This window comes from Leptolyngbya sp. KIOST-1 (assembly GCF_000763385.1).
GTDB lineage: Bacteria > Cyanobacteriota > Cyanobacteriia > Phormidesmidales > Phormidesmidaceae > Nodosilinea.
In genome coordinates, this window is record NZ_JQFA01000005.1 from 24,814 (window position 1) to 45,336 (window position 20,523).

Genomic DNA, 20,523 nt, shown 5'->3' on the forward strand with positions numbered 1-20,523 from the left:
CCTAACGCGCTGTCGTCGAACTCAATACAAACAACTGAAGATAGCCAACGGGGAAAGCCTTAGTTCAGCTTAAACCCATGGGGTCGCTTTCGGCGGAGCGCCCCAGGCTAATCCCGAACCCCCAGGTCGGGGATCAGGTATGGCCTGGGGCCGTCTAAACTAAGCACCAGGCCTTTTTTAAGGCATAGTGCCCAGGGCAACAGTTACTCGTCGTCGCCGTCGGCGGCGGGAGCATCATAGCCGTACTCGTCGTCCTCGGCCCCGTCGTAATCGTAGTCATCATCATCGCCGCTGGCCTTGGCCCCGTGGGACCCCTCGTAAATGGCGTCGGCCAGCTTGCCGAGAATCAGCTTGATCGAGCGAATGGCGTCGTCGTTGCCGGGGATGGGCACATCCACCAGATCGGGGTCACAGTTGGTGTCCAACAGCGAAATGATGGGAATGCCGAGCTTGTGGCACTCGGACACGGCGTTATACTCCCGCTTGATGTCGACAATGATGGCGACATCGGGCACCTTGCGCATGGTTTTGATTCCGCCCAGGTACTTCTGGAGCTTCTCCAGTTCGCGGCGCAGCACGGCGGCTTCTTTTTTAGGGCGCAGGTCGATGGCTCCAGTTTCTTCCATCCGCTCCAGCTCTTTGAGGCGGTTGGCGCGGGACTTGATCGTCTCCCAGTTGGTGAGCATGCCGCCCAGCCAGCGCTGGTTGACGTAGTGGGAACCGCAGCGGCTAGACTCCTGGGCCACAATGCCCGCTGCCTGGCGCTTGGTACCAATAAACAAAAACTTCTGGCCCTGCTCGGCGGCGCTGCGGACAAAGGCGTAGGCCTCCTCCATCAGTTTGGCGGTCTGCACCAGATCAATGATGTGGACCCCGTTGCGGGCGGTGAAGATGTACTGGTCCATCTTTGGGTTCCAGCGGCGAGTCTGGTGGCCAAAGTGAACCCCGGACTCGAGTAGCTCGGGTAGAGTAATAACGGGCATTTTGTTTTGACTCCTTTCGGGTTAATCCTCCATTCGAACGTGCTTTCCCGGAGGGAAAGACCCGAAAATTCGAATGTGCGATTTTGACAACTTTACTAGGGTATCACAGTGGGAGCCTGGTTGTAGCTTTGCTGAAACGTTACCTGCGCTGGCTGATCGTTGCGGCGGCGATCGCCTTTCTAGGGCACACCCTGGTCAACCACTGGGCGGAGGTCGCGGCGATGCGGCTGCGGCCTCGGGGTCTGGGCTGGCTGGGGCTGGCGCTGGGGGTCAGCCTGCTGGCCCACGGTTGGGCGGGCTGGGTGTGGAGCTGGATTTTGCAGGCGCTGCAGCAGCCGGTGAAAGGCACCTGGAGCACGCCTGTCTACCTCAAAACCAACCTGCTGAAGTATCTGCCCGGCAATGTCTGGCACTTCTTTGGCCGGGTGCGAGCCCTGGGGGATCTCGGGATTGCTCAGGGACCTGCGATTGTGGGGGTAGTGCTGGAACCCTTGCTGATGGCCAATGCGGCCCTGCTGCTGGGGCTGGCCAGCCCAACGCGCTACTGGCCGGCACAGATTGCCGGGCTGGCGCTGGCGCTGGGGGCGGTTCATCCCCGCTGGCTCAACCCGGTGATGAACCGCCTGGGGCAGGCCAAGGCTAAGTCAGATCGCGACGAACCGCTGCCCCCCGCCGCCCTGCACCGCTACCCCCTGAAACCCCTGCTGGGGGAACTGGGCTTTGTGCTGCTCAAGGGGGTCGGGTTTGCCCTGGTGATCAGCGCCGTCAGCCCCCTGCCGGTACCCCTCTGGCTGCCGGTGGTGAGCCTGTTTAGCCTGGCCTGGCTGGCGGGGCTGGTGATCCCTGGCGCGCCGGGGGGACTGGGAGTGTTTGAGGCGATCGCCGTCACCCTGCTACAGGACATGCTCTCCGCTGGCGTTGTGCTCAGCGCGGTGGCGCTGTACCGACTGGTGGGCACGTTGGCGGAGGCGCTAGGGGCGGGATTGGTGGTGGTGGTGGAGAAGGTTTAAGGTTCAAGGTCAGCGGTCAGCGGTGCAGGGCCTTGCCTTCAACCGTATACCGCCAACCGTATACCGCTGACCGTACCCCCTCTAATCGTCGAAGTGACGGATGATCGCCTCGGCAAACTCCGAGCACTTCAGGGGCGGGTTGACCGGCGGCTCCATCATCCGGGCCAGGTCATAGGTAACTTCGCGGGAGGCGATCGCCGCCCCCATGCCCTTTTTGATCAGATCCGCCGCCTCTTGCCAGCCCATATACTCCAGCATCATCACCCCAGAGAGAATCACCGAGCCGGGGTTAATGCGGTCTAGCCCGGCGTGCTTGGGGGCGGTGCCGTGGGTGGCCTCAAAAATGGCGCAGGTGTCGCCGATGTTGGCTCCGGGGCCCATGCCCAGGCCGCCGACGATCGCCGCCGCCGCATCGGACAGGTAATCCCCGTTCAGGTTCATGGTGGCCAGAATCGAGTACTCGTCGGGCCGGGTCTGAATCTGCTGGAAGATGCTGTCGGCGATGCGATCGTTGACCATCACCTTGTCCTTCCACTGGCCGTTGCCGTGGCTGTCCCAGATGGTGGCCAGAATGCCCTCCACTTCGGCGCAGATGGCCGCTTTTTTTTCTGCCGTCAGGGCGTCGTAGCCGGGCTCGATCTGGCGGGCGTTGTCTTCGGTAGAGATATCGGGGTTGGCCTCCTTATTCCCCAGCACCCAGGACTCGCGCTCGGTAACGCACTCGTCGCGGAACTCGCTGGTGGCCAGCTCGTAACCCCAGTCGCGGAAGGCCCCCTCGGTGTACTTCATGATGTTGCCCTTGTGCACCAGGGTGACCTGCTGCTTGTCCTTGGGCAGGCGCAGGGCGTGCTTCATGGCTCGGCGCACCAGCCGCTGGCTGCCGGTCTTGCTGATCGGCTTGATGCCGATGCCCGAATCCAGGGGAATCTGCTTTTTGCCGTGCTCCGGGGTACCGGGGATCAGCTCGGTATTGAGAATTTTGATCAGCTGGTCGCAGGTGGGGTCGCCCTGCTTCCACTCAATGCCCAGGTAGATGTCTTCGGTATTTTCTCTATAAATAATGACGTCGAGCTTTTCGGGGCTGCGGTGGGGCGAGGGGGTACCGGCGTAGTACTTGCAGGGGCGCACGCAGGCGTAGAGGTCGTTGATCTGCCTGAGAGCCACGTTCAGCGAGCGAATGCCGCCGCCCACGGGCGTTGTCAGTGGGCCTTTGATGGCGACGCCAAATTCCTGAATCGCCTTGAGGGTGTCCTCGGGCAGGTACTGGTAGGTGCCGTACTGCTCGCAGGCTTCGTCGCCGGCGTAGACCTTAAACCAGACGATCTCGCGCTGGCCCCCGTAGGCCGCCGCCACCGCCGCATCGAACACCCGCTGAGCTGCCGGCCAAATATCTACCCCCGTTCCATCGCCACGGATGTAGGGAATGATAGGCGTATCGGGTACGACAGGTTCGCCATCTTTGAAGGTGATCCGTTCGCCTACCGTCGGGGGAGTGATCCGTTCGTACATCGCTAAATGCCCGCAAACGACAAAACATCCCATAGTCTAATGCGCTTTAACCCACAATTTTGCTCGTTTAACAACGATTTAGATCTGGGTCTTGCGGCTCCCCATCGGGGCAGGTTTGGGGGCCGCGCCAAACGGTGGTCGGTGGGCCGCCAATGGCGATGCTCTGGTCTGGGGTTGCCGTGACGCCCCTGGGGGAGCCGCTCTCGTAAGGGTTGTCTAGGCCCAGTCTACTGTTGCTATCGCGTGTACCTTGGAGTTCTGGATCCATGAGCACTGTTCTAGTTGTTGACGATGATACGGCAATGCAGCTGGCCCTGACCCGGCGACTGCAGGAACAGGGCTTTGCAGTCGTGAACGCCGCCTCGGGGGAAGAGGCGCTGGAGCTGCTGAGGACTCAAACCGCCGATGTCGTCGTCTCGGATGTGATGATGCCGGGGATGACCGGGTTTGAGTTTTGCCACCGACTGCGATCGCGCCCCGAAGGCGAAATGGTCCCCTTCATCTTTCTCTCCAGCCTGGGCGAGTTGACCAATCGGGTGCAGGGCCACCTGCTGGGCGCCGACGACTACCTGGTCAAGCCATTCTCCGCCCAGGAGCTGATCGCCAAAGTCAAAGGAGCGATCGCGCGATCCCAGCGCTTCCACAGCGCTCTGGAACGCATGGTCGAACAGGCCACCGCCCAGCCCGCTCCCCTCCCCCTCACCCCCGCCGAGGAGCGCGTCTTCTGGCAGGTGGTGCAGGGCTACACCAACAAGCAGATCGGCGAACATCTCTTTCTCAGCCCCCGCACGGTGCAGACCCACCTCAGCAACATGCTGACCAAGCTCAACCTGGAGAATCGCTCCCAGATCGTGCGCTTCGCCTTCGAGCACGGCTATCGGATGCCGGAGGAGTCGGAGCGGGGATAGATGGGTAGGCGGGTGGATGGGTGGGCGGGTAGATGGGTAGATGGGTAGATGGGTAGATGGGTAGATGGGTAGATGGGTAGGCGGTTAGATGGGTAAATGCAACTCCCTCATCCCCTCATCCCCTCATCCCCTCATCCCCTCATCCCCTCATCCCCTCATCCCCCATCCACTTCACCCCGCTACCCAACAAGCCCTATGATGAAAACAGGGCAGTCTCATGCGGTATCTATGGTTTCGGACAGTGACACACTGGCGGATTTGCGCGATCGGTTGCAGGCCGATTCGCCCAAGCAGCAGCTTTCGGCAGTACACGAGCTGCTGGCTCTGGGGCAGGGGGGAATTGAAGTCCTGACCCGGACGCTGGTAGAGCGCAAAGACCAGCCAGCGACGACGCTGGACGGGAAAATCGTTCAGGTGCTCTACGCGACGGAGCCGGAGACGCTGGGCGGGCTGCTGGCCCAGTACTGGCCCCAGGGGCGGCTGGCCATGCCGTCGGCCATGGACATTGACTACAAACCGCTGCAAGATTTGCTGGTAGCCCAGGCGTTTGAGCAGGCCGATCGCCTGACGCTGACGAAGCTGTGCGAACTGGCCGGACCCACGGCGGTGAAGCGCAAGTGGGTGTATTTCACGGAGGTGGAGCAGTTCCCGGCGGTCGATCTGCAGACCATCGATCGCCTCTGGCTGACCTACTCCGAGGGCAAGTTTGGCTTTTCGGTGCAGCGCCGCATCTGGCTCAGCCTGGGCCAAAACTGGGACAAGCTCTGGCCCAGGCTGGCCTGGAAAGACGACAACATTTGGACCCGTTATCCCAGCGGCTTTGTGTGGGACCTGAGCGCTCCCGATGGCCATTTACCGCTGTCGAACCAGCTGCGGGGCGTGCGGATGATGGCCTCGCTGCTGGCGCACCCGGCCTGGACTGTGGAGGGGTAGGTGCCCAAACAACGCGCCAAGGCCGACCTGCCGACTAAAATCTGTCCCGTCTGCCAGCGCCCCTTCACCTGGCGCAAAAAGTGGGCCGACTGCTGGGACGAGGTGAAGTACTGTAGCGATCGCTGCCGCCGCCGCCGCTAGACTGATGGTGCGATCGCTCACGCTACAGTTCCACCGCGATCGACCCCTTAAGATTAAAAAGAATTCTTAGGGAACCACCATGACCCAGGCGTTACCCAAGGTGATTATCCACGGGGGAGCCGGTAGCTCCCACGGCCACAAGGATCGGCTGGTGGCGCTGCGAGAGGACCTGCACAGCATCGTCATGCAGGTCTACAGCAAGGCCGCCGCCGGGGCCAGCGCCCGTGACTGTGTGGTGCTGGGCTGTCAGCTGATGGAGGATTCGCCCCAGTACAATGCGGGCTACGGGTCGGTGCTGCAGTCCGACGGCCAGGTGCGGATGAGTGCGGGGCTGATGGACGGAGAGGCCCAGCGGTTTAGCGGCATTATCAATGTGTCGCGGGTGCGGCACCCGATCGACCTGGCGGCTTACTTGCAACCCTTCCCCGATCGCGTGCTGTCTGATCTGGGCGCAGCGGAACTGGCGCGGGAGATGGGCCTGCCCCCCTTCGACCCGATCACCGACCTGCGCCTGAAGGAGTGGATGGCAGAGCGGGCCAACAACTTTCAAAGCACCATGGCCGGGGTGGTGGCCGAGGCCGTGGAGGTGCCGGCGGGTTCAGAGAGTCGGCGGGGCACCATTGGGGTGGTGGTGCTGGATACGAACGGGCACCTGGCGGCGGGCACCTCCACCGGGGGCAAAGGGCTGGAGCGGCTGGGCCGGGTGAGCGACTCGGCCACCGTGGCGGGCAATTACGCCAATAGCGTTGCGGCGGTGAGCTGCACCGGCATTGGCGAAGACATTATCGATGAGTGCCTGGCGGCCCGCATTGTGGTGCGAGTGACCGACGGTATGGCCATGGCAACGGCATTGGAGAAATCCTTTGCGGAGGCGACGGAGCATGGGCGAGACTTTGGCGCGATCGCCCTCAGTCAGCGAGGAGAAATCGCCTGGGGCAAAACCAGCGAGGTGCTGATCGCGGCCTACCACACGGGCGAGGTTGTGGGTGATACTCTGGAGCTAAACTCAGGCACATTAACCGGAGTGGTGTAACCGCTATGACTGACCCCAACTCGCCCAACCGCAAACCCTCGGCCTCAGAGAAAAACGTGCTCAACATCGACGTGCCCACCCTGATGGTGATTTTGAGCGTGCTGATTCTGCTGCCCCTGCTGGCGACAGGGTTTATTTCGCAGTGATTGCTGCCTTCAGGTAGGCTAGATCTGGCCCAGCGGGAATGATGCCACCGGGGTTGAGCGGGAACAGGTTGCCGTAGTAGTCGCGCTTGACCGCCTCAAGGTCGCAGGTTTGGGTCACCCCCGGCAGCTGGTACAGCCGCCGCAGATAGGGGCCGAGGTGGGCGTAGTCCTGGATGCGGCGGCGGTTGCACTTAAACAGGCTGTAGTAGACCGCGTCGAAGCGAAACAGCGTGGTAAACAGCCGCACATCCGCCAGGGTGACGGTGTCGCCGCAGAGGTAGAGGTGCTGGGCCAGGGTTTGATCGATCGCATCCAGCGCGTCAAATAGCTCGGCAACGGCGCGATCGTAGGCGGCCTGACTCTGGGCAAAGCCGCAGCGGTAGACGCCATTGTTCACGGCCTGGTAGGTGCGATCGTTCCAGGTATCAATCTCAGTTTTTAAGGCATCTGGGTAGAGGTCAACCTCGGACCGAGCGGCCCACTCGTCAAACGCTTCATTCAAGATCACGATGATGTCGGCGCTCTCGTTGTTGACGATGGTAGCCGTCTGGCTATCCCACAGCACCGGCACTGTCGCTCGCCCCTTGTAGCCGGGTTTGGCCTGGCGGTACAGCTCCGGCAGGGTGCGGCAGCCGCGAAAGGGAGTGTCAAACACCCAGCAGCCCTCGTCGGGGGAAGGGTTGACCGTGAGGATCGAGATCGCGTCGTCTAGACCCTTCAGCGCCCTGGTCACCAGGGTTCGGTGCGCCCAGGGGCAGCCCATGCCCACGATCAGCCGGTAGCGATTGGGTGCCGGGGGATAGGCACCCTCGGGCTTGATCCACTGGCGAAACGCGCTCTCGGGTCGCTGGTAGTCGCCTGCTTTGCTGCTGGGGGCCATCTGCCCCATCATGGTCTGCCACAGGGTGGTCCAGACCAGCTTGGCACTGCGAATTAGCAAACCCGGAGGCAGACCGGCCATAGCGTTTTGGCTGTAGGGGATGTCTTCACTATAGAAAACGTTCGCAATAGGGAACGTCTGGACAGTCAATTTCATCGGGTATGGCTAGGGAGGTCCCCTACTGCCCTGGGTTGAGCTGCATCATCTGCCAGGTGATTAGCGTGCCCACCGGGCTCCACAGCAGGTAGGGGAGCAGCAGCAGCAATGCGGTTGTGTCCACCTGCGCCACCGGCCAGGCCAGCAGCAGCCCGAACACAAACCCTGCGGCTCCGATCGCCGTACCCACGCGCAAACTCTGCAGTTTGCACATCACCGGGGTGTAGCTAACAATCAGCAGCTCCAGCAGCACGTACCCCGCCATCAACCACCAGCTCTGGGTTTGGGTCCAGACAATGTAGGCCGACCAACCGCCGCAGATGAAGACCACCGTCCATACCGCTGGAATAGCAAACTCAAAGGTCAGCCAGTCGGGCCGACGCTGCTGCTTAAACCACTTAATGTCGCGGGAACTGAGCAGGCTGGACGCAGATGCGATCGCAACCCCCACCAACGCAATCACCAACCAGGCTGGAATCATCAGGCACCTCCCAGGGTCTGACTCAACTAAACCAGACCAGGGCCACCGCGACATCTTACCCATGACACAACTTAAAGAACCGCCCAAAATTGGTGGGGCGGGGGCAGGCGCAACGTCCTCCAAGGTGCGCCATCGACTGGCAACCTGGGCAGCGACGACACCGCCAGGCGTTTGACCAGGTTTGATGACACGCCCCAGAGAAGCGGCTTTACCGGCCAGGGGTTGACTATTCTGGTTATGGTGACTCGTCCAGGAGCAGGCTGTGCAGGGATTTTTAATCGTTATTGTTGGGTCACTTTGTCTGGCGTTGCAGAACGTGGTGGTCCGGGTTATTTTTTCTGAAAGTGTTGTCCTGGGGCAGGGCAGCTGGGGCGGGTTCATCCCACCCTCGCTGGCCAACTCGTTGCTGGTCCTGCAGATGCGGACGGTGCTCATCCTACCGGCGGTGGCGGCCCTTTCGTACCGGCTGTACCCAGATACGTCCCATGCGCTAAGGCAGTTGCTCCAGCCTCAGCACCGCCCCACGCTCAGGCTGGCGTTAATCGGCAGCAGCTTTCTGTATTTGGCCATGGCGCTGCTGTTCGTGGCGATCGCCAGCATCCCGGCCGGTGTGGCCACCGTGCTGTTTTTCATGCACCCCGTGATCACGGGCATGCTGGCCTGGAAGGTGTTTGGCAACCGCCCCAGCCGCCTGCGCCTAGGGGTAACGGTGGGGGTGCTGCTCGGCAGCGTGTTGGTGGTGCCTAGCTTTGTTGGCACCGGCGAGGGGGCGGTTTGGCTGGGGGTCGGCAGTGCCCTGGGGGCTAGCGTGGCCTACGCTATTCAGGGCATTCAGGCCCAAATCTGCTTTCGCCAAATTCACCCGGTGCCCTACACGCTGATCAACTTTGGCGTAATGGCTGTGCTCTCAACCCTGAGCTTGCTGCTGGTCCAGGTCGAGGTGCCGCCCGGCCAGTGGCAGGTGCTGTGGCTGCTCAGCCTGGTTACCGCCGGGTTAACCCTCCTGGGACAGCTGTGCTACAACATCGGCATTCACCTGGTGCGCGCCGCTTCGATGTCGATAGTGGCGGTCAGCAACCCCGTGTTTACCGTCACCATTGCCTGGCTGGTGCTGCAAGAAAACCTCCAGGGACGACAAATTTTTGGCATTTTGCTGGTGATTGTCAGCATTCTAATGCTGAGTCAGGACCAGGTTCGTCAGAACAATGCCCAGGTTAAAACCCCTGAAACTCTTGCAGCAGTAGCGCCAGGCGAATCTGCACCGCTTCGTCAAAGCGACGGGGATCAAGGCCGGTCAGGGACGTGATTTTTTCCAGGCGGTAGGTCAGCGTATTGCGGTGGATGCAGAGCTGTTTGGCCGCAGAGGAGAGGGCACAATCCGCTGCGAAAAAGACCTTCAGCGTGTTGATCAAGTCAGGCTCATTGTCCAGGGGACTGAGCAAATGCAGCGCCAGGTCTACTTTGGTGCGCTCATCGGCCACGCAGGCAAAGGCGGCCATGCCCAAGTCATCGAGACAGTAGACCCGGGCTTGACCGCTAAACTGTCGGCCCAGCCGCAGCGCCACTCGCGCATCCTGATACGACCGCGACACCCCCAAAATACCGGGATGATAACGGCCAATGCCAATGCTCACCGCCGTCCCCGTGGCTTCGCGCAACTGCTCTAGCAGCGCCCTCGCGGCGCGCTTGAGGGCCTCCAGGTTGGTCCAGGAAGAGCTGAGTTCATCAGTTGGGGTAGTGCTGTGGGTGGCCCAGGGTCGAAGGTTTTTGGTGTCGCTGGCCTTCAGCACCGCAAACTGCCCGCCGCCGAGGTCGGCACAGATGGTGTCATCGGGCAGGTTGAAAAAGGTCACCGTGCTGGCAATGATGGCCTGAGCACAGCGCTGCTGGTCATAGCTTGAGCCTTCGCCACCATAGCTACTCGAAAAAATGGCCTCTGTCGCGTCAATCAAAATGACCGCCCTGGGAGGCGCAAAGTCTATGCCGAGCAGCGCAGCCTGCTGTAGCGCAACCGACTCGTCTTTGAATTGCCCCTGCAAAAGATTATAAATAACCTGATTTTTGAAGATCTGCTGGGTGGGAGGGGTGGGATAGACAATTTGACTAATCATCAAGTCAATACAGGCCTGAGCCAGTTTTGGTGATAGCTTTTCGCCATCGACCCACTGCTCAATACAAACTACTCCCACCTGATCGTAGACGTGAAAGGGAAGCTTTAAATAGCCGCCAGCACCGTTACCATTGCTCTCATTTTTAGCGACTCTTTCGGTTGAGACAAGACCGTTGTCGCCCCTCTGACTGGCCACTATGGTTTCATCTGCATTGCTGATCAGAACGGCGGTTTGTAGCAACGAAGACATCTGTTTGGCTACGACTTCAGCGATTTGATCGAAGGATTGGGTCACGGCGAAAGCAGACTGTAGGTATTGCAGACAAGGCTTTTTTCGAAGCTATCAACAAATGTAAAGACTTTTAGCTGCCTTTAACGATCTAGAGTCGTAGCTCCAATTATTTTTGACACCTACCAAAAGAAGGAGTTCTATTTGACCAAAAGAAGTATCCCTCAAAAGATAAAAAATACCAAAAAATTTGACTGTGCAAAATGTACAAACAGGATCAACAAATCAGCAAAATATCTTGTCAAATGTCCAATGAAGTTATCTGGAAAACTACCTAGCATGACTTCTGTAGTTATTAGTAGGGCATTCGGCTATGGCCAGCCGCCTTCCGATACCCGCGATCGCGCGAATTTTAGTGGTGCGGGCACTGCCGGGCCTGGGAGACCTGCTGTGTAGCGTTCCGGCCCTGCGATCGCTGCGGCAGGCCTACCCCCAGGCCACCATCACCTGGTTGGGACTGCCGGGCACCGAGTGGTTTGGGCAGCGGTTTCCCGAGCTAATCGACGACTGGTTGCCCTTTCCTGGGGCTCCCGGCATTCCCGAAGGCTGGCAGGGACCCCAGGCCACCGTGGAATTTTGCCAGCGGGTCCAGGCCCAGCGCTACGACCTGACTCTGCAAATCCACGGCAGCGGCAGTTACATCAACCCCTTTCTTATGCTGTTGGGAGGGCGCTACCAGGCCGGGTTTTACCTGCCGGGGCAGTACTGCCCCGATCCGAACTACTTTTTGCCCTATCCCCAGCGGGGCTCGGAAGTCGATCGCCTGCTAGATCTGATGCTGTTTCTGGGGCTCCCCGAGGTCAGTCAAGCCCTTGATTTTCCCATCACTGAAGTGGAGTACCGGGCTGGGCTACGGCTGCTGGAGGCGCACTCCCTGGTGCCTGGGCAGTATGTCTGCCTGCATCCGGGGGCCAGCATCGAGTCACGCCGCTGGTCGATCGATGGGTTCATTGAGGTGGCCCAGCGGTTGGCCAGCCAGGGGCATCGCATTGTGCTCACCGGCACCGCCGCCGAACGCTATCTCACCACCCCGATCGCGGCGGCCATCAACCAGCCCGGCACGCCCCTGCCCGTTAACCTGGCCGGCCGCACCTGCCTGGGTTCCCTGGCGGTGCTGCTGCGCCACGCCGCCCTGCTGGTCTGTAACGACACCGGCATTTCCCACCTGGGGGCGGCGCTGCAAACCCCCAGCGTGGTGGTGTTTAGCGATTCTGACATACAGCGCTGGGCTCCTCAAGACCAAACCTGTCACCGCCGCGTTGACAGTCGGCAGGCCGCCTCGGAAACCCCAGCCCAGGTGCTGGTTCATGCCCAGGATTTGCTCTACTCGCTCCGCTCTACCCCCTCGCGCCCCGATTCCTTAGTCGAGGCTTGCTATGGCCATTAAAACCAGCGCTGACCTCCAGCGAGTTCTCGTCTTCACCCAGTCCCAGTCCCTGGCCGAGCTACAGGGTCTCTGTCCCCAAGCCCATCTGACCGTCGTCAACCCCGCCCAGACCGCCTGGCTGCTGCACTCCCAAACGGGTGACCCGGTGGATTGGCAGCAGGCGATCGCCTGGCTGCGCCACCAGCAGTTCGACGCCGCCGTCATTCTCACCGCCCCCGGCCAGTCGCCCTACACCCTCGGCTACCTCTGCTACCTGGCCGGTATCCCCATCCGCATCGGCCAATCCCACGAATTCGGCGGCCAAGTGCTCAGCCACTGCTCACCCCCGCCGGGGGATGGGGATTGTGGGCATTTGCTCGACCTGTTGAGGGAGTGGGGGAGTGGGGGAGTGGGGGAGTGAGGGAGTGGATGGGTGGATGGGTGGATGGGTAGATGGGTGGATGGGTGGATGAGTCTTAACCAAAAGCTCTCTGAACTACTCCTATCGATCCCACCCCTTCGCACAACTGCTCACTCCACCCCCCTACCCATCCACCCCCTACCCATCCACCCCCTACCCATCCACCCGCCTACCCGCCTACCCCCTACCCATCCACCCGCCTACCCGCCTACCCCCTACCCATCCACCCGCCTACCCGCCTACCCAACTACCCTATGCAACGTCTCCGCATCCTCACCTGGCACGTCCACGGCAGCTACCTCTACTACCTGACCCAGTGCCCCCACGACTTTTACCTGCCCACCAAGCCGGGGCATCCCGAGGGCTACGGCGGGCGGCTGTCCGGGTTCGACTGGGGCCACAATGTCCACGACATTGCCGCTGAAGAGGTGCGCCATCAAGAATTCGACTGCATTTTGTATCAGTCGAGCCGCAACTACCAGCACGACCAGCACGAAATTCTCAGCCCCGAGCAGCGGCGGCTGCCGAGGATCTTTCTGGAGCACGACCCGCCCCGCGAGCACCCCACCGACACCCGCCACGGGGTTGACGACCCTGAGGTGCTGCTGGTGCATGTCACCGCCTTTAACCGGCTGATGTGGGACTGTGGCCGCACCCCCACGCGGGTGGTTGAGCACGGGGTGACGGTGCCGAAGGAGGTGCGCTACACGGGCGAGATTCCCAGGGGAATTGTGGTGGTGAATGGGCTGCGATCGCGCGGTCGCCGCCTGGGGGCCGACCTGTTTGAACAGGTGCGCCAGGAGATCCCCCTCGACCTGGTCGGCATGGATTCCGAAAGCCTGGGCGGATTGGGCAACATCTCGCATAGCGAGCTACCCGCCCTGATGGCCCGCTACCGATTTTTCTTTCACCCCGTGCGCTATACCAGCCTGGGGCTGGCCGTCTGCGAAGCCCTGTACCTGGGCCTGCCCGTCGTCGGACTGGCCACCACGGAACTGCCCACCGTGGTTGAAAACGATGTGTCTGGCTTCATTCACACCGACCCGGTGGCGCTCGTCAAGCAGATGCAGCAGCTAATCGATCACCCTGACTTGGCCCGCCACCTCAGCCAGGGTGCCCAGGCTGTCGCCCAGGCCCGATTTAACCTCTACCGCTTTGTGCAGGACTGGAACGCCGCCTTCGCCGACGCGATCGCCCTCAACCCTGTCCCTGTTTCCCCCGCCGTGGGTTACGGCGGGCCATGAGGAGTTGGCCTTTGCGCCTGACCCCACCCAACCGCCTAACCCACGCTACGACTGTGCGTTGGCGGAGCCTCGCCTCAGCGTTATGCACCCTACCTCCCCCTCTCCACCACCCACCTACCCGTCTACTCATCCACCCATCCACCCTCCTACCCCTCACCCTTCACCCCCCCTCACAGCCATGACCAAACGAATCGCCATCATCAGCGAACACGCCTCGCCCCTGGGCAGCTTTGGCGGTACCGACAGCGGCGGCCAGAATGTCTATGTGGGCCAGACGGCAAAGCAGCTTGCCGCCCTGGGCTACAGCGTTGACGTGTTTACCCGGCGCGATGCCCCCGACCTGCCGGAGGCGGTGCTGTGGCACCAGGGGGTGCGAGTTATCCATGTGCCGGCGGGGCCTGCTGCGCCCGTGCCCAAGGAGCAGCTGCTGCCCCACATGAAAGCGTTTACCCACTTTGTGGTGGGCTTCATTCGGCGCGAACAGAAGCGCCGCGAGCAGCAGCAGGAGGGCGGCTATGACCTGGTGCACGCCAATTTCTGGATGTCGGCCCAGGTGGCTTGCCAGATCAAGCAGTACGTTGGCCTTCCCTTTGTGGTCACGTTTCACGCCCTGGGCAAAGTGCGGCGGCGGCACCAGGGCGAGGCCGATGGCTTCCCGGACGATCGCTTTGCGATTGAGGAGCAGGTGGTGCAGGCGGCAGACGGCATTATCGCCGAGTGCCCCCAGGATCGCGACGACCTGATTCAGCTCTACGGGGCCGACGCCAGCAAAATCCACATCGTGCCCTGCGGGGTGGATCTGAGCGAGTTTTGGCCTATTCCCAAGCGGCAGGCCAGGGCCACCCTGGGGCTGCCTGCCGCCGAGCGGGTGGTCTTGCAGCTGGGCCGCATGGTGCCGCGCAAGGGGGTGGATACGGTGCTGGAGGCGATCGCGCTCCTGAACCGGCAGCGGCTGCCGACCCGGCTGGTGGTAGTCGGCGGCGAATCCGTCACACCCGACCCGGAGGTGACACCGGAGATCGGGCGGCTTCAGGCGATCGCCCGGGATCTGGGCATTGGCGATCGCGTCTCCTTCGTCGGCCAGCGGGGCCGCGAGGTGCTGAAGTATTTCTACAGCGCCGCCGATGTGTTTGTCACCACCCCCTGGTACGAGCCCTTTGGCATTACCCCGCTGGAGGCAATGGCCTGCGGCACCCCCGTGATTGGCTCCAACGTGGGCGGCATTAAATTCACGGTGCGCGATGGCGAAACGGGCTACCTGGTTGCGCCCAAGAATGCGCGGGAGGTGTGCGATCGCATTGCCTTCTTGTACCAGAACCCGTCGGTGCTCAACCTGTTTGGTCGCCAGGCCCAGCGCCACGTGGCGCGGCAGTTCACCTGGGCCAAGGTGGCCAGCGCCCTGGCGGGCATCTACGAGTCGGTGCTCAGCACCAGCCTCAGCGCCAGCGCCGAAACTACCATCAACGACCTGGCCCAGATCGAGGCCCGGTTCGACGCCTCCATTCTGGCCATGCGGCAGGCCCGCCGCCTGGTCAGCGCCGACATTCTGGCGGTGTCGCGGCAGATTAGCGAGTGCTTCAACCGGGGCGGCAAGGTGCTGGTCTGCGGCAATGGGGGCAGTGCCGCCGAATCGCAGCACTTTGCCGCCGAACTGGTGGGGCGGTTTTGCTCCCCCCACCGCACCGGGCTGCCGGTGATGGCCCTCACCGCCGACGTGGCCCTGCTCACCGCCTGGGCCAACGATGTCGGCTACAGCGATATCTTTGCCCGCCAGGTGCACACCTTTGCCCAGCCCGAGGACCTGCTGCTGGTGATCAGCACCAGCGGCAGGTCCGAAAACCTGGTGCAGGCGGTGGCGGCGGCCAAGGCCTGCAACGTGGGCACCGTTGGTCTGCTGGGCGGCAGCGGCGGCGACCTGCTGCCCCTGGTGGATCAGGCGATCTGCGTGCCCAGCCCCGACCCCCAGCGGATTCAGGAAGTGCAGCTGCTGGCCCTGCACCTGATCTGCGAGTGGGTGGAGGCCGACCTGGAGCGCTCGGACTCGCCCACCCCGCCGCGATCGCAGGAGGAAGCCACGCCCCTCCACCCCAGGCCCCTCAGCCCCGCTGCCTCGCTGCCTGCCAGCCAGAGTTCGTAGGAGGGATGCAAGGTGCAAGGTGCAAGGTGCAAGGTAAAACCCCAAGCCGTGAACCGTAAACCGTGAACCGTGAACCGCAAATCATTCACCCCTCCCTTTGTCCACCCAATCATTAAAGGAAACCCCATGCAAACTCTCTCCAAACCCTCCAGCCAAATTCCCACCCTCGCTAACAAAGTAGCTATCGTCACGGGCGGCGCGCGCGGCCTGGGTGCCGCCACCTGCCGCTGCCTGGCCGAAGCGGGTCTCAAGGTCGTGGTCGCCGACCTGCGCCACGAACTGGCCAGCGAATTGGCTCAAGAAATTGATGCAGCCACCGGCCAGAGCGGACAGGCGATCGCCCTGGACCTGGACGTCACCAACCCCACCAGCGCCATGGCCTTACTGGATCGGGTGCGCGATCGCTACGGTCGCATCGACGTGCTGATCAACAACGCCGGTATCGACATCACCGAATCGATCGAAGACCTCACCACCGACCAGTGGCAGCAGGTGATCGGCGTCAACCTCAGCGGCCCCTTCTTCATGTCGAAGGCCGTCTTTCCCGAAATGCGCCAAAACGGCGGCGGCCACATCATCAACATCGTCTCCACCGCCGCCAAACGCGCCTGGGCCAACGCCTCCGCCTACCACGCCAGCAAGTGGGGCCTGCTGGGCTTCTCCCAGGCCCTCCACGTAGAAGGCCGACCCCACAACATCAAAGTCACCTCATTAATAGCTGGCGGCATGCGCACCCCGTTCCTGCTCGATCGCTTCCCCGACATCGACCAGAGCACCCTGCAAGACCCCGCCAACGTCGCCGAAACCATCCGCTACCTGCTGATGCAGCCCAGGGACACGGTGATCTCCGAAATGATGGTGCTGCCGATGAAGGAGACGTCTTGGCCGTAGGGGGTGGATGGGTAGGTGGGTGGATGGGTGGATGGGTGGATGGGTGGATGGGTGGATGGGTATGAACTTTGAATGTTGTCCTCTCGTTTCAGTTGCTCATCTATCTACTCTCCCACCCTCCCACTCATCCACTCTCCCACTCATCCACTCTCCCACTCATCCACCCTCCCACTCATCCACTCTCCCACTCATCCACCCTCCCACTCATCCACCCTCCCACTCATCCACCCTCCCACTCCCCTCCCATGCTCCCCGCCATTTTCCTCGACAAAGACGGCACCCTGATCGAAGACGTCCCCTACAACGTCGATCCCGCACTGATTCGGCTGGGCGATGGGGTGGCTACCGGAGTACGGCGGCTGCACGAGGCGGGGTTTGCCCTGGTGGTGGTGACCAACCAGTCGGGGGTGGCGCGGGGGTATTTTGCTGAGAGTGCGATCGCCCCGATAGAACAACGGCTTCGCCACCTGCTGGGGGTGCCCCTGGCGGGCTTCTACTACTGCCCCCACCACCCGGCGGGCACCGTGGCGCGCTACGCCTTTCGCTGTCGCTGTCGCAAGCCCGAGCCGGGGATGCTGCGGCGGGCGGCGGCGGATCTGAACCTGGATCTGGAGCGCTCCTGGCTGGTGGGTGACATTCTCAACGATGTGGAGGCGGGGCGGCGGGCCGGGTGCCGCACCGTCCTGCTCGACAACGGCAACGAGACCGAGTGGCTCCTGGCCCCCAGCCGGGAGCCACACCAAACCGTAGCCACCTTTGACCAGGCCGCCGACGTTATTCTTCAGCACTGCTCTTCAGCCCTACCATGCACACCCTAGACGCTCAAACCAAACGGTTACTGGAAATCACCGCCAGCTTTCCTCACCTGCGGGTGCTGGTGATTGGCGACGCCATGCTCGACAGCTATCTGCAGGGGGCGGCCACGCGCCTGTGTCGAGAAGCACCTGTGCCCATTGTCGATGTGGGCGAAACTAGCCACGTGCCGGGCGGGGCCGCAAATACCGCCGCCAACGTGGCCACACTGGGAGCCGAGGCCTACCTGCTGACGGTGATCGGCGACGATGGGGCCGGGCAGCAGCTGGAGGCCGCGCTGGCAGAGGGCGGGGTGAACCTGGCGGGGGTGGTGCGATCGCGCGATCGCGCCACCCTGGTCAAACAGCGGCTGCTGGCCGAAAACCAGCTGCTGCTGCGCTTCGACCAGGGCAGCACCGCCGACCTCTCGACCGCCGATGAAGACCAGCTAATCACCCAGCTAGAGCGCTACTTTCCCCTCTGCGATGCGGTAATCATTTCAGACTATGCCTACGGCGTTATGACCTCCCGCATAACGCTGACGCTCCAGCGGCTACAGTCACTGCACCCCCGCATTCTGGTGGCCGACTCGAAGCGATTGGAGGTTTACAAACGGTTGGATGTGACAGCGGTGAAGCCCAACTACGACGAAGCCATTGCCCTGCTGGGGCTACCGCGCCTGTCGGGGGCGGCCAGGGTAGAGCAGATGACCCGCCACGGCCAGCGGGTGCTCAGCGAAACCGGGGCCTGGATGGCCACCATCACCCTCGATCGCGACGGCGTTTTGATCTTTTTAGAAGATGGTGAGGGCACGGTGGCTGAGCCCACCCGCACCCTGGCCAATCCGGCCCCCAACACCCACGCCACCGGGGCGGGCGATACCTACGTCGCCACCCTGGCCCTGGCCCTGGCCGCCGAGGCCGATCCCCACGGGGCGGCTTCCCTGGCGGCGACAGCGACTGGAGTGGTGGTGACCGAACCCGGCACCACCCGCTGTCACCCGCTAGCGCTGCGGCGATCGCTGATGGCAGGCAACAAGCGCATTACCGATCAGACTGAGCTGGTGTCGATCGTGGCGCAGCAGCGGCATCGCGGTCAGCGGATTGTGTTTACCAACGGCTGCTTCGACATTCTGCACTCGGGACACATTACTTGCCTGGAGCAGGCCAAAGCCCTGGGCGACGTGCTAATTGTCGGGGTCAACACCGACGACAGCATTCGTCAGCTCAAGGGGCCGACTCGTCCGGTAAATGCTTTAGCCGATCGCCTCACGGTGTTGGCTGCCCTGGGCTGTGTGGACTACGTAGTGCCCTTCGGCGACCTGGCCCCCCGCGAGCTGATTCGGCTGATTCGCCCCGATGTCTACGCCAAGGGGGGCGACTACACCCGCCAGACCCTACCCGAAACGCCGCTAATTGAAGAACTGGGCGGCGAAGTGGTGATTGTGCCCTACGTGGGCGATCGCTCCACTACCCAACTGATTCAGCAAATTCGCGCCGGAGACTCGTAATGGACTGGAGCACCGCCGAGCGCATTCTCTGCGTTCGCCTCGACAGCCTGGGGGATGTGCTGATGACCACCCCCGCCCTGGCGGCAATCAAGGCCAGCCGACCGGGGTGCCACCTCACCCTAATGACCTCGGCGGCGGGGGCCGCGATCGCCCCCCAATTGCCCATGGTCGATGACGTCTGGGTCTACGACGCCCCCTGGCTCAAGGCCACCGCCCCACGCACCAGTAGCCAGCCCGAGCATGACATGTTGGAGGAACTGCGGCGGCGGCGCTTCGACGCCGCCATCATCTTCACCGTCTACAGCCAAAACCCCCTGCCCACCGCCACCATGGCCTATCTGGCCGACATTCCCCTGCGCCTGGCCCACTGCCGCGAAAACCCCTACCAGCTGCTCACCGACCACATCCCCGACCCGGAACCCGAACTGGCCCGCCACGAAGCCCAGCGCCAGCTCGACCTGGTCGCCAGCGTCGGCTACCACACCTCCGATCAGCGCCTGCAACTGACCGTCCCCCCGACCGCCCAGCAACGCATCAACACCCTCCTCACCCAACTCGGCCTCACCCCCGTACGGGCGCACAGCAGTGCGCCCCAACCCAATCTTTCCGTACGGACGCCCAGCTTGGCCTCGCCCCGACCACCCTGGATCGCAATTCACCCCGGCGCCTCCGCCCCCTCCCGCCGCTACCCGCCTGAGCACTTTGCCCAGGTGGCGCGATCGCTGGTCGAATCCGGCCTCACCGTCCTCTTCACCGGCACCCCACCCGAGCGCGACCTGGTCGAACACATTCGCACCGAGATGGACGCGCCCTCCTATTCCCTGGTGGGGCTGCTCGATCTGGCCGACCTGTCGGCCCTGCTGGCCGCCGCCCCGCTGCTGCTTTCCAACAACACTGGCCCGGTGCACATCGCCGCCGCCGTCGGCACCCCCGTCGTCGATCTCTACGCCCTTACAAACATGCAGCACACCCCCTGGCAGGTGCCCCACCAGGTACTGTTCCACGACGTGCCCTGCCGCCTCTGCTACAAGAGCGTTTGCCCCGAGGGGCACCACGCCTGCCTGCGCCGAGTCGAGCCCCAGAGGGTGGTGGCGGCGGTACAGGAACTGTTGTTTTTAGAGCAGTTTAAGCTAGAGCATCAGTACATTGCCGCCAAAAAATCGATCGATAAAAACCCAGTTTCTCACTCAACAGGCAAGATCTGTCCCTAGAGCACCGGTTCAGTGTGGCTGCGATCTCAAATCTGCCATTGCAGGGTCTACAGATCCCTACCGATTTCTTGGCAGAACAAAGGTTTAAACCGATGATCGATCGCTCCTTTCCGTCGGGTCCAGGGCGGCGGAACGCCCCTGGTCGACGGGGGGCTGGGGCCAGCGACATGGCCCCAGTAGCACCTTGGGCTTACCGACGCAGTTGTGGCTCACAGGCCCCTAGTCTCGCTACAGACAAATACCGTACCGACGCTCTAGTGCAGTGTCAAAGCTAAAAATTAGAATTCCGTAGGTTGAGTGAAGCGGAGCGTAACCCAACAGCAGTCAACCTTGTTGGGTTTTGCTAGCGCGCCACCCAACCTACAATCTACA

General features: G+C 62.3%; 20 protein-coding genes. 15 read left to right on the forward strand and 5 right to left on the reverse strand.

What is annotated here, in order from left to right; all coding sequences use genetic code 11:
* Nucleotides 1-203: 203 nt before the first annotated feature.
* Nucleotides 204-983 (reverse strand): 30S ribosomal protein S2, encoded by a 780-nt coding sequence (gene rpsB, locus NF78_RS26355; RefSeq protein WP_035994309.1) that lies wholly within the window; start codon nucleotides 981-983, stop codon nucleotides 204-206.
* Between the two features lie 128 nt (nucleotides 984-1,111).
* On the opposite strand from rpsB, the gene NF78_RS26360 reads away from it, so the two are divergent.
* Nucleotides 1,112-1,993: a hypothetical protein gene (locus NF78_RS26360; protein ID WP_035994311.1), complete on the forward strand. Its 882-nt coding sequence runs from the start codon at nucleotides 1,112-1,114 to the stop codon at nucleotides 1,991-1,993.
* Between the two features lie 81 nt (nucleotides 1,994-2,074).
* Here the strand turns inward: NF78_RS26360 and NF78_RS26365 are convergent, their stop codons facing one another.
* Complete coding sequence (locus NF78_RS26365) at nucleotides 2,075-3,502, reverse strand: NADP-dependent isocitrate dehydrogenase (RefSeq protein ID WP_035994313.1); 1,428 nt, start codon at nucleotides 3,500-3,502, stop codon at nucleotides 2,075-2,077.
* A gap of 266 nt (nucleotides 3,503-3,768) precedes the next feature.
* Between NF78_RS26365 and NF78_RS26370 the strand changes: the two genes are divergently transcribed.
* The 5 genes from NF78_RS26370 to NF78_RS32040 all read left to right on the forward strand — a co-directional run bounded on the left by NF78_RS26370 (nucleotide 3,769) and on the right by NF78_RS32040 (nucleotide 6,663).
* Entirely contained in the window at nucleotides 3,769-4,410 is a 642-nt protein-coding gene (locus NF78_RS26370) for a response regulator transcription factor (RefSeq protein ID WP_035994316.1), read from the forward strand.
* Nucleotides 4,411-4,638: 228 nt separating this feature from the next.
* The gene (locus tag NF78_RS26375) at nucleotides 4,639-5,343 is read left to right on the forward strand and encodes a GUN4 domain-containing protein (protein WP_035994318.1); all 705 of its coding nucleotides are present in this window, start codon (nucleotides 4,639-4,641) and stop codon (nucleotides 5,341-5,343) included.
* Nucleotides 5,344-5,484 carry a DUF2256 domain-containing protein gene (locus NF78_RS30120; protein ID WP_072016281.1) on the forward strand — a complete coding sequence of 47 codons (141 nt, stop codon included), beginning with the start codon at nucleotides 5,344-5,346 and terminating at the stop codon, nucleotides 5,482-5,484.
* A 79-nt stretch (nucleotides 5,485-5,563) separates the two neighbouring features.
* Nucleotides 5,564-6,517, forward strand: a complete 954-nt coding sequence (locus NF78_RS26380; RefSeq protein ID WP_035994320.1) for an isoaspartyl peptidase/L-asparaginase — start codon at nucleotides 5,564-5,566, stop codon at nucleotides 6,515-6,517.
* Nucleotides 6,518-6,522: 5 nt separating this feature from the next.
* The gene (locus NF78_RS32040) at nucleotides 6,523-6,663 is read left to right on the forward strand and encodes a hypothetical protein (protein ID WP_197065008.1); all 141 of its coding nucleotides are present in this window, start codon (nucleotides 6,523-6,525) and stop codon (nucleotides 6,661-6,663) included.
* Here the strand turns inward: NF78_RS32040 and NF78_RS26385 are convergent.
* Entirely contained in the window at nucleotides 6,650-7,699 is a 1,050-nt protein-coding gene (locus tag NF78_RS26385; protein ID WP_318655518.1) for a glutathione S-transferase family protein, read from the reverse strand. The genes NF78_RS32040 and NF78_RS26385 overlap by 14 nt on opposite strands.
* A 22-nt stretch (nucleotides 7,700-7,721) precedes the next feature.
* The gene (locus NF78_RS26390; RefSeq protein WP_035994322.1) at nucleotides 7,722-8,180 is read right to left on the reverse strand and encodes a TspO/MBR family protein; all 459 of its coding nucleotides are present in this window, start codon (nucleotides 8,178-8,180) and stop codon (nucleotides 7,722-7,724) included.
* A gap of 262 nt (nucleotides 8,181-8,442) precedes the next feature.
* Between NF78_RS26390 and NF78_RS26395 the strand changes: the two genes are divergently transcribed.
* Nucleotides 8,443-9,486, forward strand: coding sequence for a DMT family transporter (locus NF78_RS26395; RefSeq protein ID WP_156119991.1), 1,044 nt, complete (start codon nucleotides 8,443-8,445; stop codon nucleotides 9,484-9,486).
* On the opposite strand, the gene NF78_RS26400 is transcribed toward NF78_RS26395, so the two are convergent.
* On the reverse strand, nucleotides 9,395-10,585 hold the full coding sequence (locus tag NF78_RS26400; protein ID WP_035994324.1) for a PucR family transcriptional regulator: 1,191 nt from the start codon (nucleotides 10,583-10,585) through the stop codon (nucleotides 9,395-9,397). The two genes, NF78_RS26395 and NF78_RS26400, sit on opposite strands and share 92 nt — an antisense overlap.
* Nucleotides 10,586-10,892: 307 nt before the next feature.
* Between NF78_RS26400 and NF78_RS26405 the strand changes: the two genes are divergently transcribed.
* The 8 genes from NF78_RS26405 to NF78_RS26440 all read left to right on the forward strand — a co-directional run bounded on the left by NF78_RS26405 (nucleotide 10,893) and on the right by NF78_RS26440 (nucleotide 20,151).
* On the forward strand, nucleotides 10,893-11,966 hold the full coding sequence (locus tag NF78_RS26405; RefSeq protein ID WP_052051042.1) for a glycosyltransferase family 9 protein: 1,074 nt from the start codon (nucleotides 10,893-10,895) through the stop codon (nucleotides 11,964-11,966).
* Entirely contained in the window at nucleotides 11,956-12,366 is a 411-nt protein-coding gene (locus NF78_RS26410; protein WP_035994327.1) for a glycosyltransferase family 9 protein, read from the forward strand. Before NF78_RS26405 ends, NF78_RS26410 begins: the two co-directional genes overlap by 11 nt.
* Nucleotides 12,367-12,620: 254 nt before the next feature.
* On the forward strand, nucleotides 12,621-13,610 hold the full coding sequence (locus NF78_RS26415) for a glycosyltransferase (protein ID WP_035994328.1): 990 nt from the start codon (nucleotides 12,621-12,623) through the stop codon (nucleotides 13,608-13,610).
* A gap of 178 nt (nucleotides 13,611-13,788) precedes the next feature.
* Nucleotides 13,789-15,747, forward strand: a complete 1,959-nt coding sequence (locus tag NF78_RS26420) for a glycosyltransferase (protein WP_072016282.1) — start codon at nucleotides 13,789-13,791, stop codon at nucleotides 15,745-15,747.
* A 126-nt stretch (nucleotides 15,748-15,873) separates the two neighbouring features.
* The gene (locus NF78_RS26425; protein ID WP_052051043.1) at nucleotides 15,874-16,638 is read left to right on the forward strand and encodes an SDR family oxidoreductase; all 765 of its coding nucleotides are present in this window, start codon (nucleotides 15,874-15,876) and stop codon (nucleotides 16,636-16,638) included.
* A gap of 245 nt (nucleotides 16,639-16,883) precedes the next feature.
* The gene (locus NF78_RS26430; protein WP_035994330.1) at nucleotides 16,884-17,456 is read left to right on the forward strand and encodes a D-glycero-alpha-D-manno-heptose-1,7-bisphosphate 7-phosphatase; all 573 of its coding nucleotides are present in this window, start codon (nucleotides 16,884-16,886) and stop codon (nucleotides 17,454-17,456) included.
* Entirely contained in the window at nucleotides 17,444-18,940 is a 1,497-nt protein-coding gene (gene rfaE2, locus NF78_RS26435) for a D-glycero-beta-D-manno-heptose 1-phosphate adenylyltransferase (protein ID WP_052051044.1), read from the forward strand. The genes NF78_RS26430 and rfaE2 overlap by 13 nt, the downstream gene beginning before the upstream one ends.
* Complete coding sequence (locus NF78_RS26440) at nucleotides 18,940-20,151, forward strand: glycosyltransferase family 9 protein (RefSeq protein ID WP_035994332.1); 1,212 nt, start codon at nucleotides 18,940-18,942, stop codon at nucleotides 20,149-20,151. The genes rfaE2 and NF78_RS26440 overlap by 1 nt, the downstream gene beginning before the upstream one ends.
* The last annotated feature ends 372 nt before the right edge of the window (nucleotides 20,152-20,523 follow it).

What these genes read in the sequence shown, in the direction of transcription:
- rpsB (WP_035994309.1), bottom strand. Translation starts at nt 983, where the DNA reads ATGCCCGTTATTACTCTACCCGAGCTACTCGAGTCCGGGGTTCACTTT.
- NF78_RS26365 (WP_035994313.1), bottom strand. Translation starts at nt 3,502, where the DNA reads ATGTACGAACGGATCACTCCCCCGACGGTAGGCGAACGGATCACCTTC.
- NF78_RS26370 (WP_035994316.1), top strand. Translation starts at nt 3,769, where the DNA reads ATGAGCACTGTTCTAGTTGTTGACGATGATACGGCAATGCAGCTGGCC.
- NF78_RS26375 (WP_035994318.1), top strand. Translation starts at nt 4,639, where the DNA reads ATGGTTTCGGACAGTGACACACTGGCGGATTTGCGCGATCGGTTGCAG.
- NF78_RS26380 (WP_035994320.1), top strand. Translation starts at nt 5,564, where the DNA reads ATGACCCAGGCGTTACCCAAGGTGATTATCCACGGGGGAGCCGGTAGC.
- NF78_RS32040 (WP_197065008.1), top strand. Translation starts at nt 6,523, where the DNA reads ATGACTGACCCCAACTCGCCCAACCGCAAACCCTCGGCCTCAGAGAAA.
- NF78_RS26385 (WP_318655518.1), bottom strand. Translation starts at nt 7,699, where the DNA reads ATGAAATTGACTGTCCAGACGTTCCCTATTGCGAACGTTTTCTATAGT.
- NF78_RS26390 (WP_035994322.1), bottom strand. Translation starts at nt 8,180, where the DNA reads ATGATTCCAGCCTGGTTGGTGATTGCGTTGGTGGGGGTTGCGATCGCA.
- NF78_RS26405 (WP_052051042.1), top strand. Translation starts at nt 10,893, where the DNA reads ATGGCCAGCCGCCTTCCGATACCCGCGATCGCGCGAATTTTAGTGGTG.
- NF78_RS26410 (WP_035994327.1), top strand. Translation starts at nt 11,956, where the DNA reads ATGGCCATTAAAACCAGCGCTGACCTCCAGCGAGTTCTCGTCTTCACC.
- NF78_RS26415 (WP_035994328.1), top strand. Translation starts at nt 12,621, where the DNA reads ATGCAACGTCTCCGCATCCTCACCTGGCACGTCCACGGCAGCTACCTC.
- NF78_RS26420 (WP_072016282.1), top strand. Translation starts at nt 13,789, where the DNA reads ATGACCAAACGAATCGCCATCATCAGCGAACACGCCTCGCCCCTGGGC.
- NF78_RS26425 (WP_052051043.1), top strand. Translation starts at nt 15,874, where the DNA reads ATGCAAACTCTCTCCAAACCCTCCAGCCAAATTCCCACCCTCGCTAAC.
- NF78_RS26430 (WP_035994330.1), top strand. Translation starts at nt 16,884, where the DNA reads ATGCTCCCCGCCATTTTCCTCGACAAAGACGGCACCCTGATCGAAGAC.
- rfaE2 (WP_052051044.1), top strand. Translation starts at nt 17,444, where the DNA reads ATGCACACCCTAGACGCTCAAACCAAACGGTTACTGGAAATCACCGCC.
- NF78_RS26440 (WP_035994332.1), top strand. Translation starts at nt 18,940, where the DNA reads ATGGACTGGAGCACCGCCGAGCGCATTCTCTGCGTTCGCCTCGACAGC.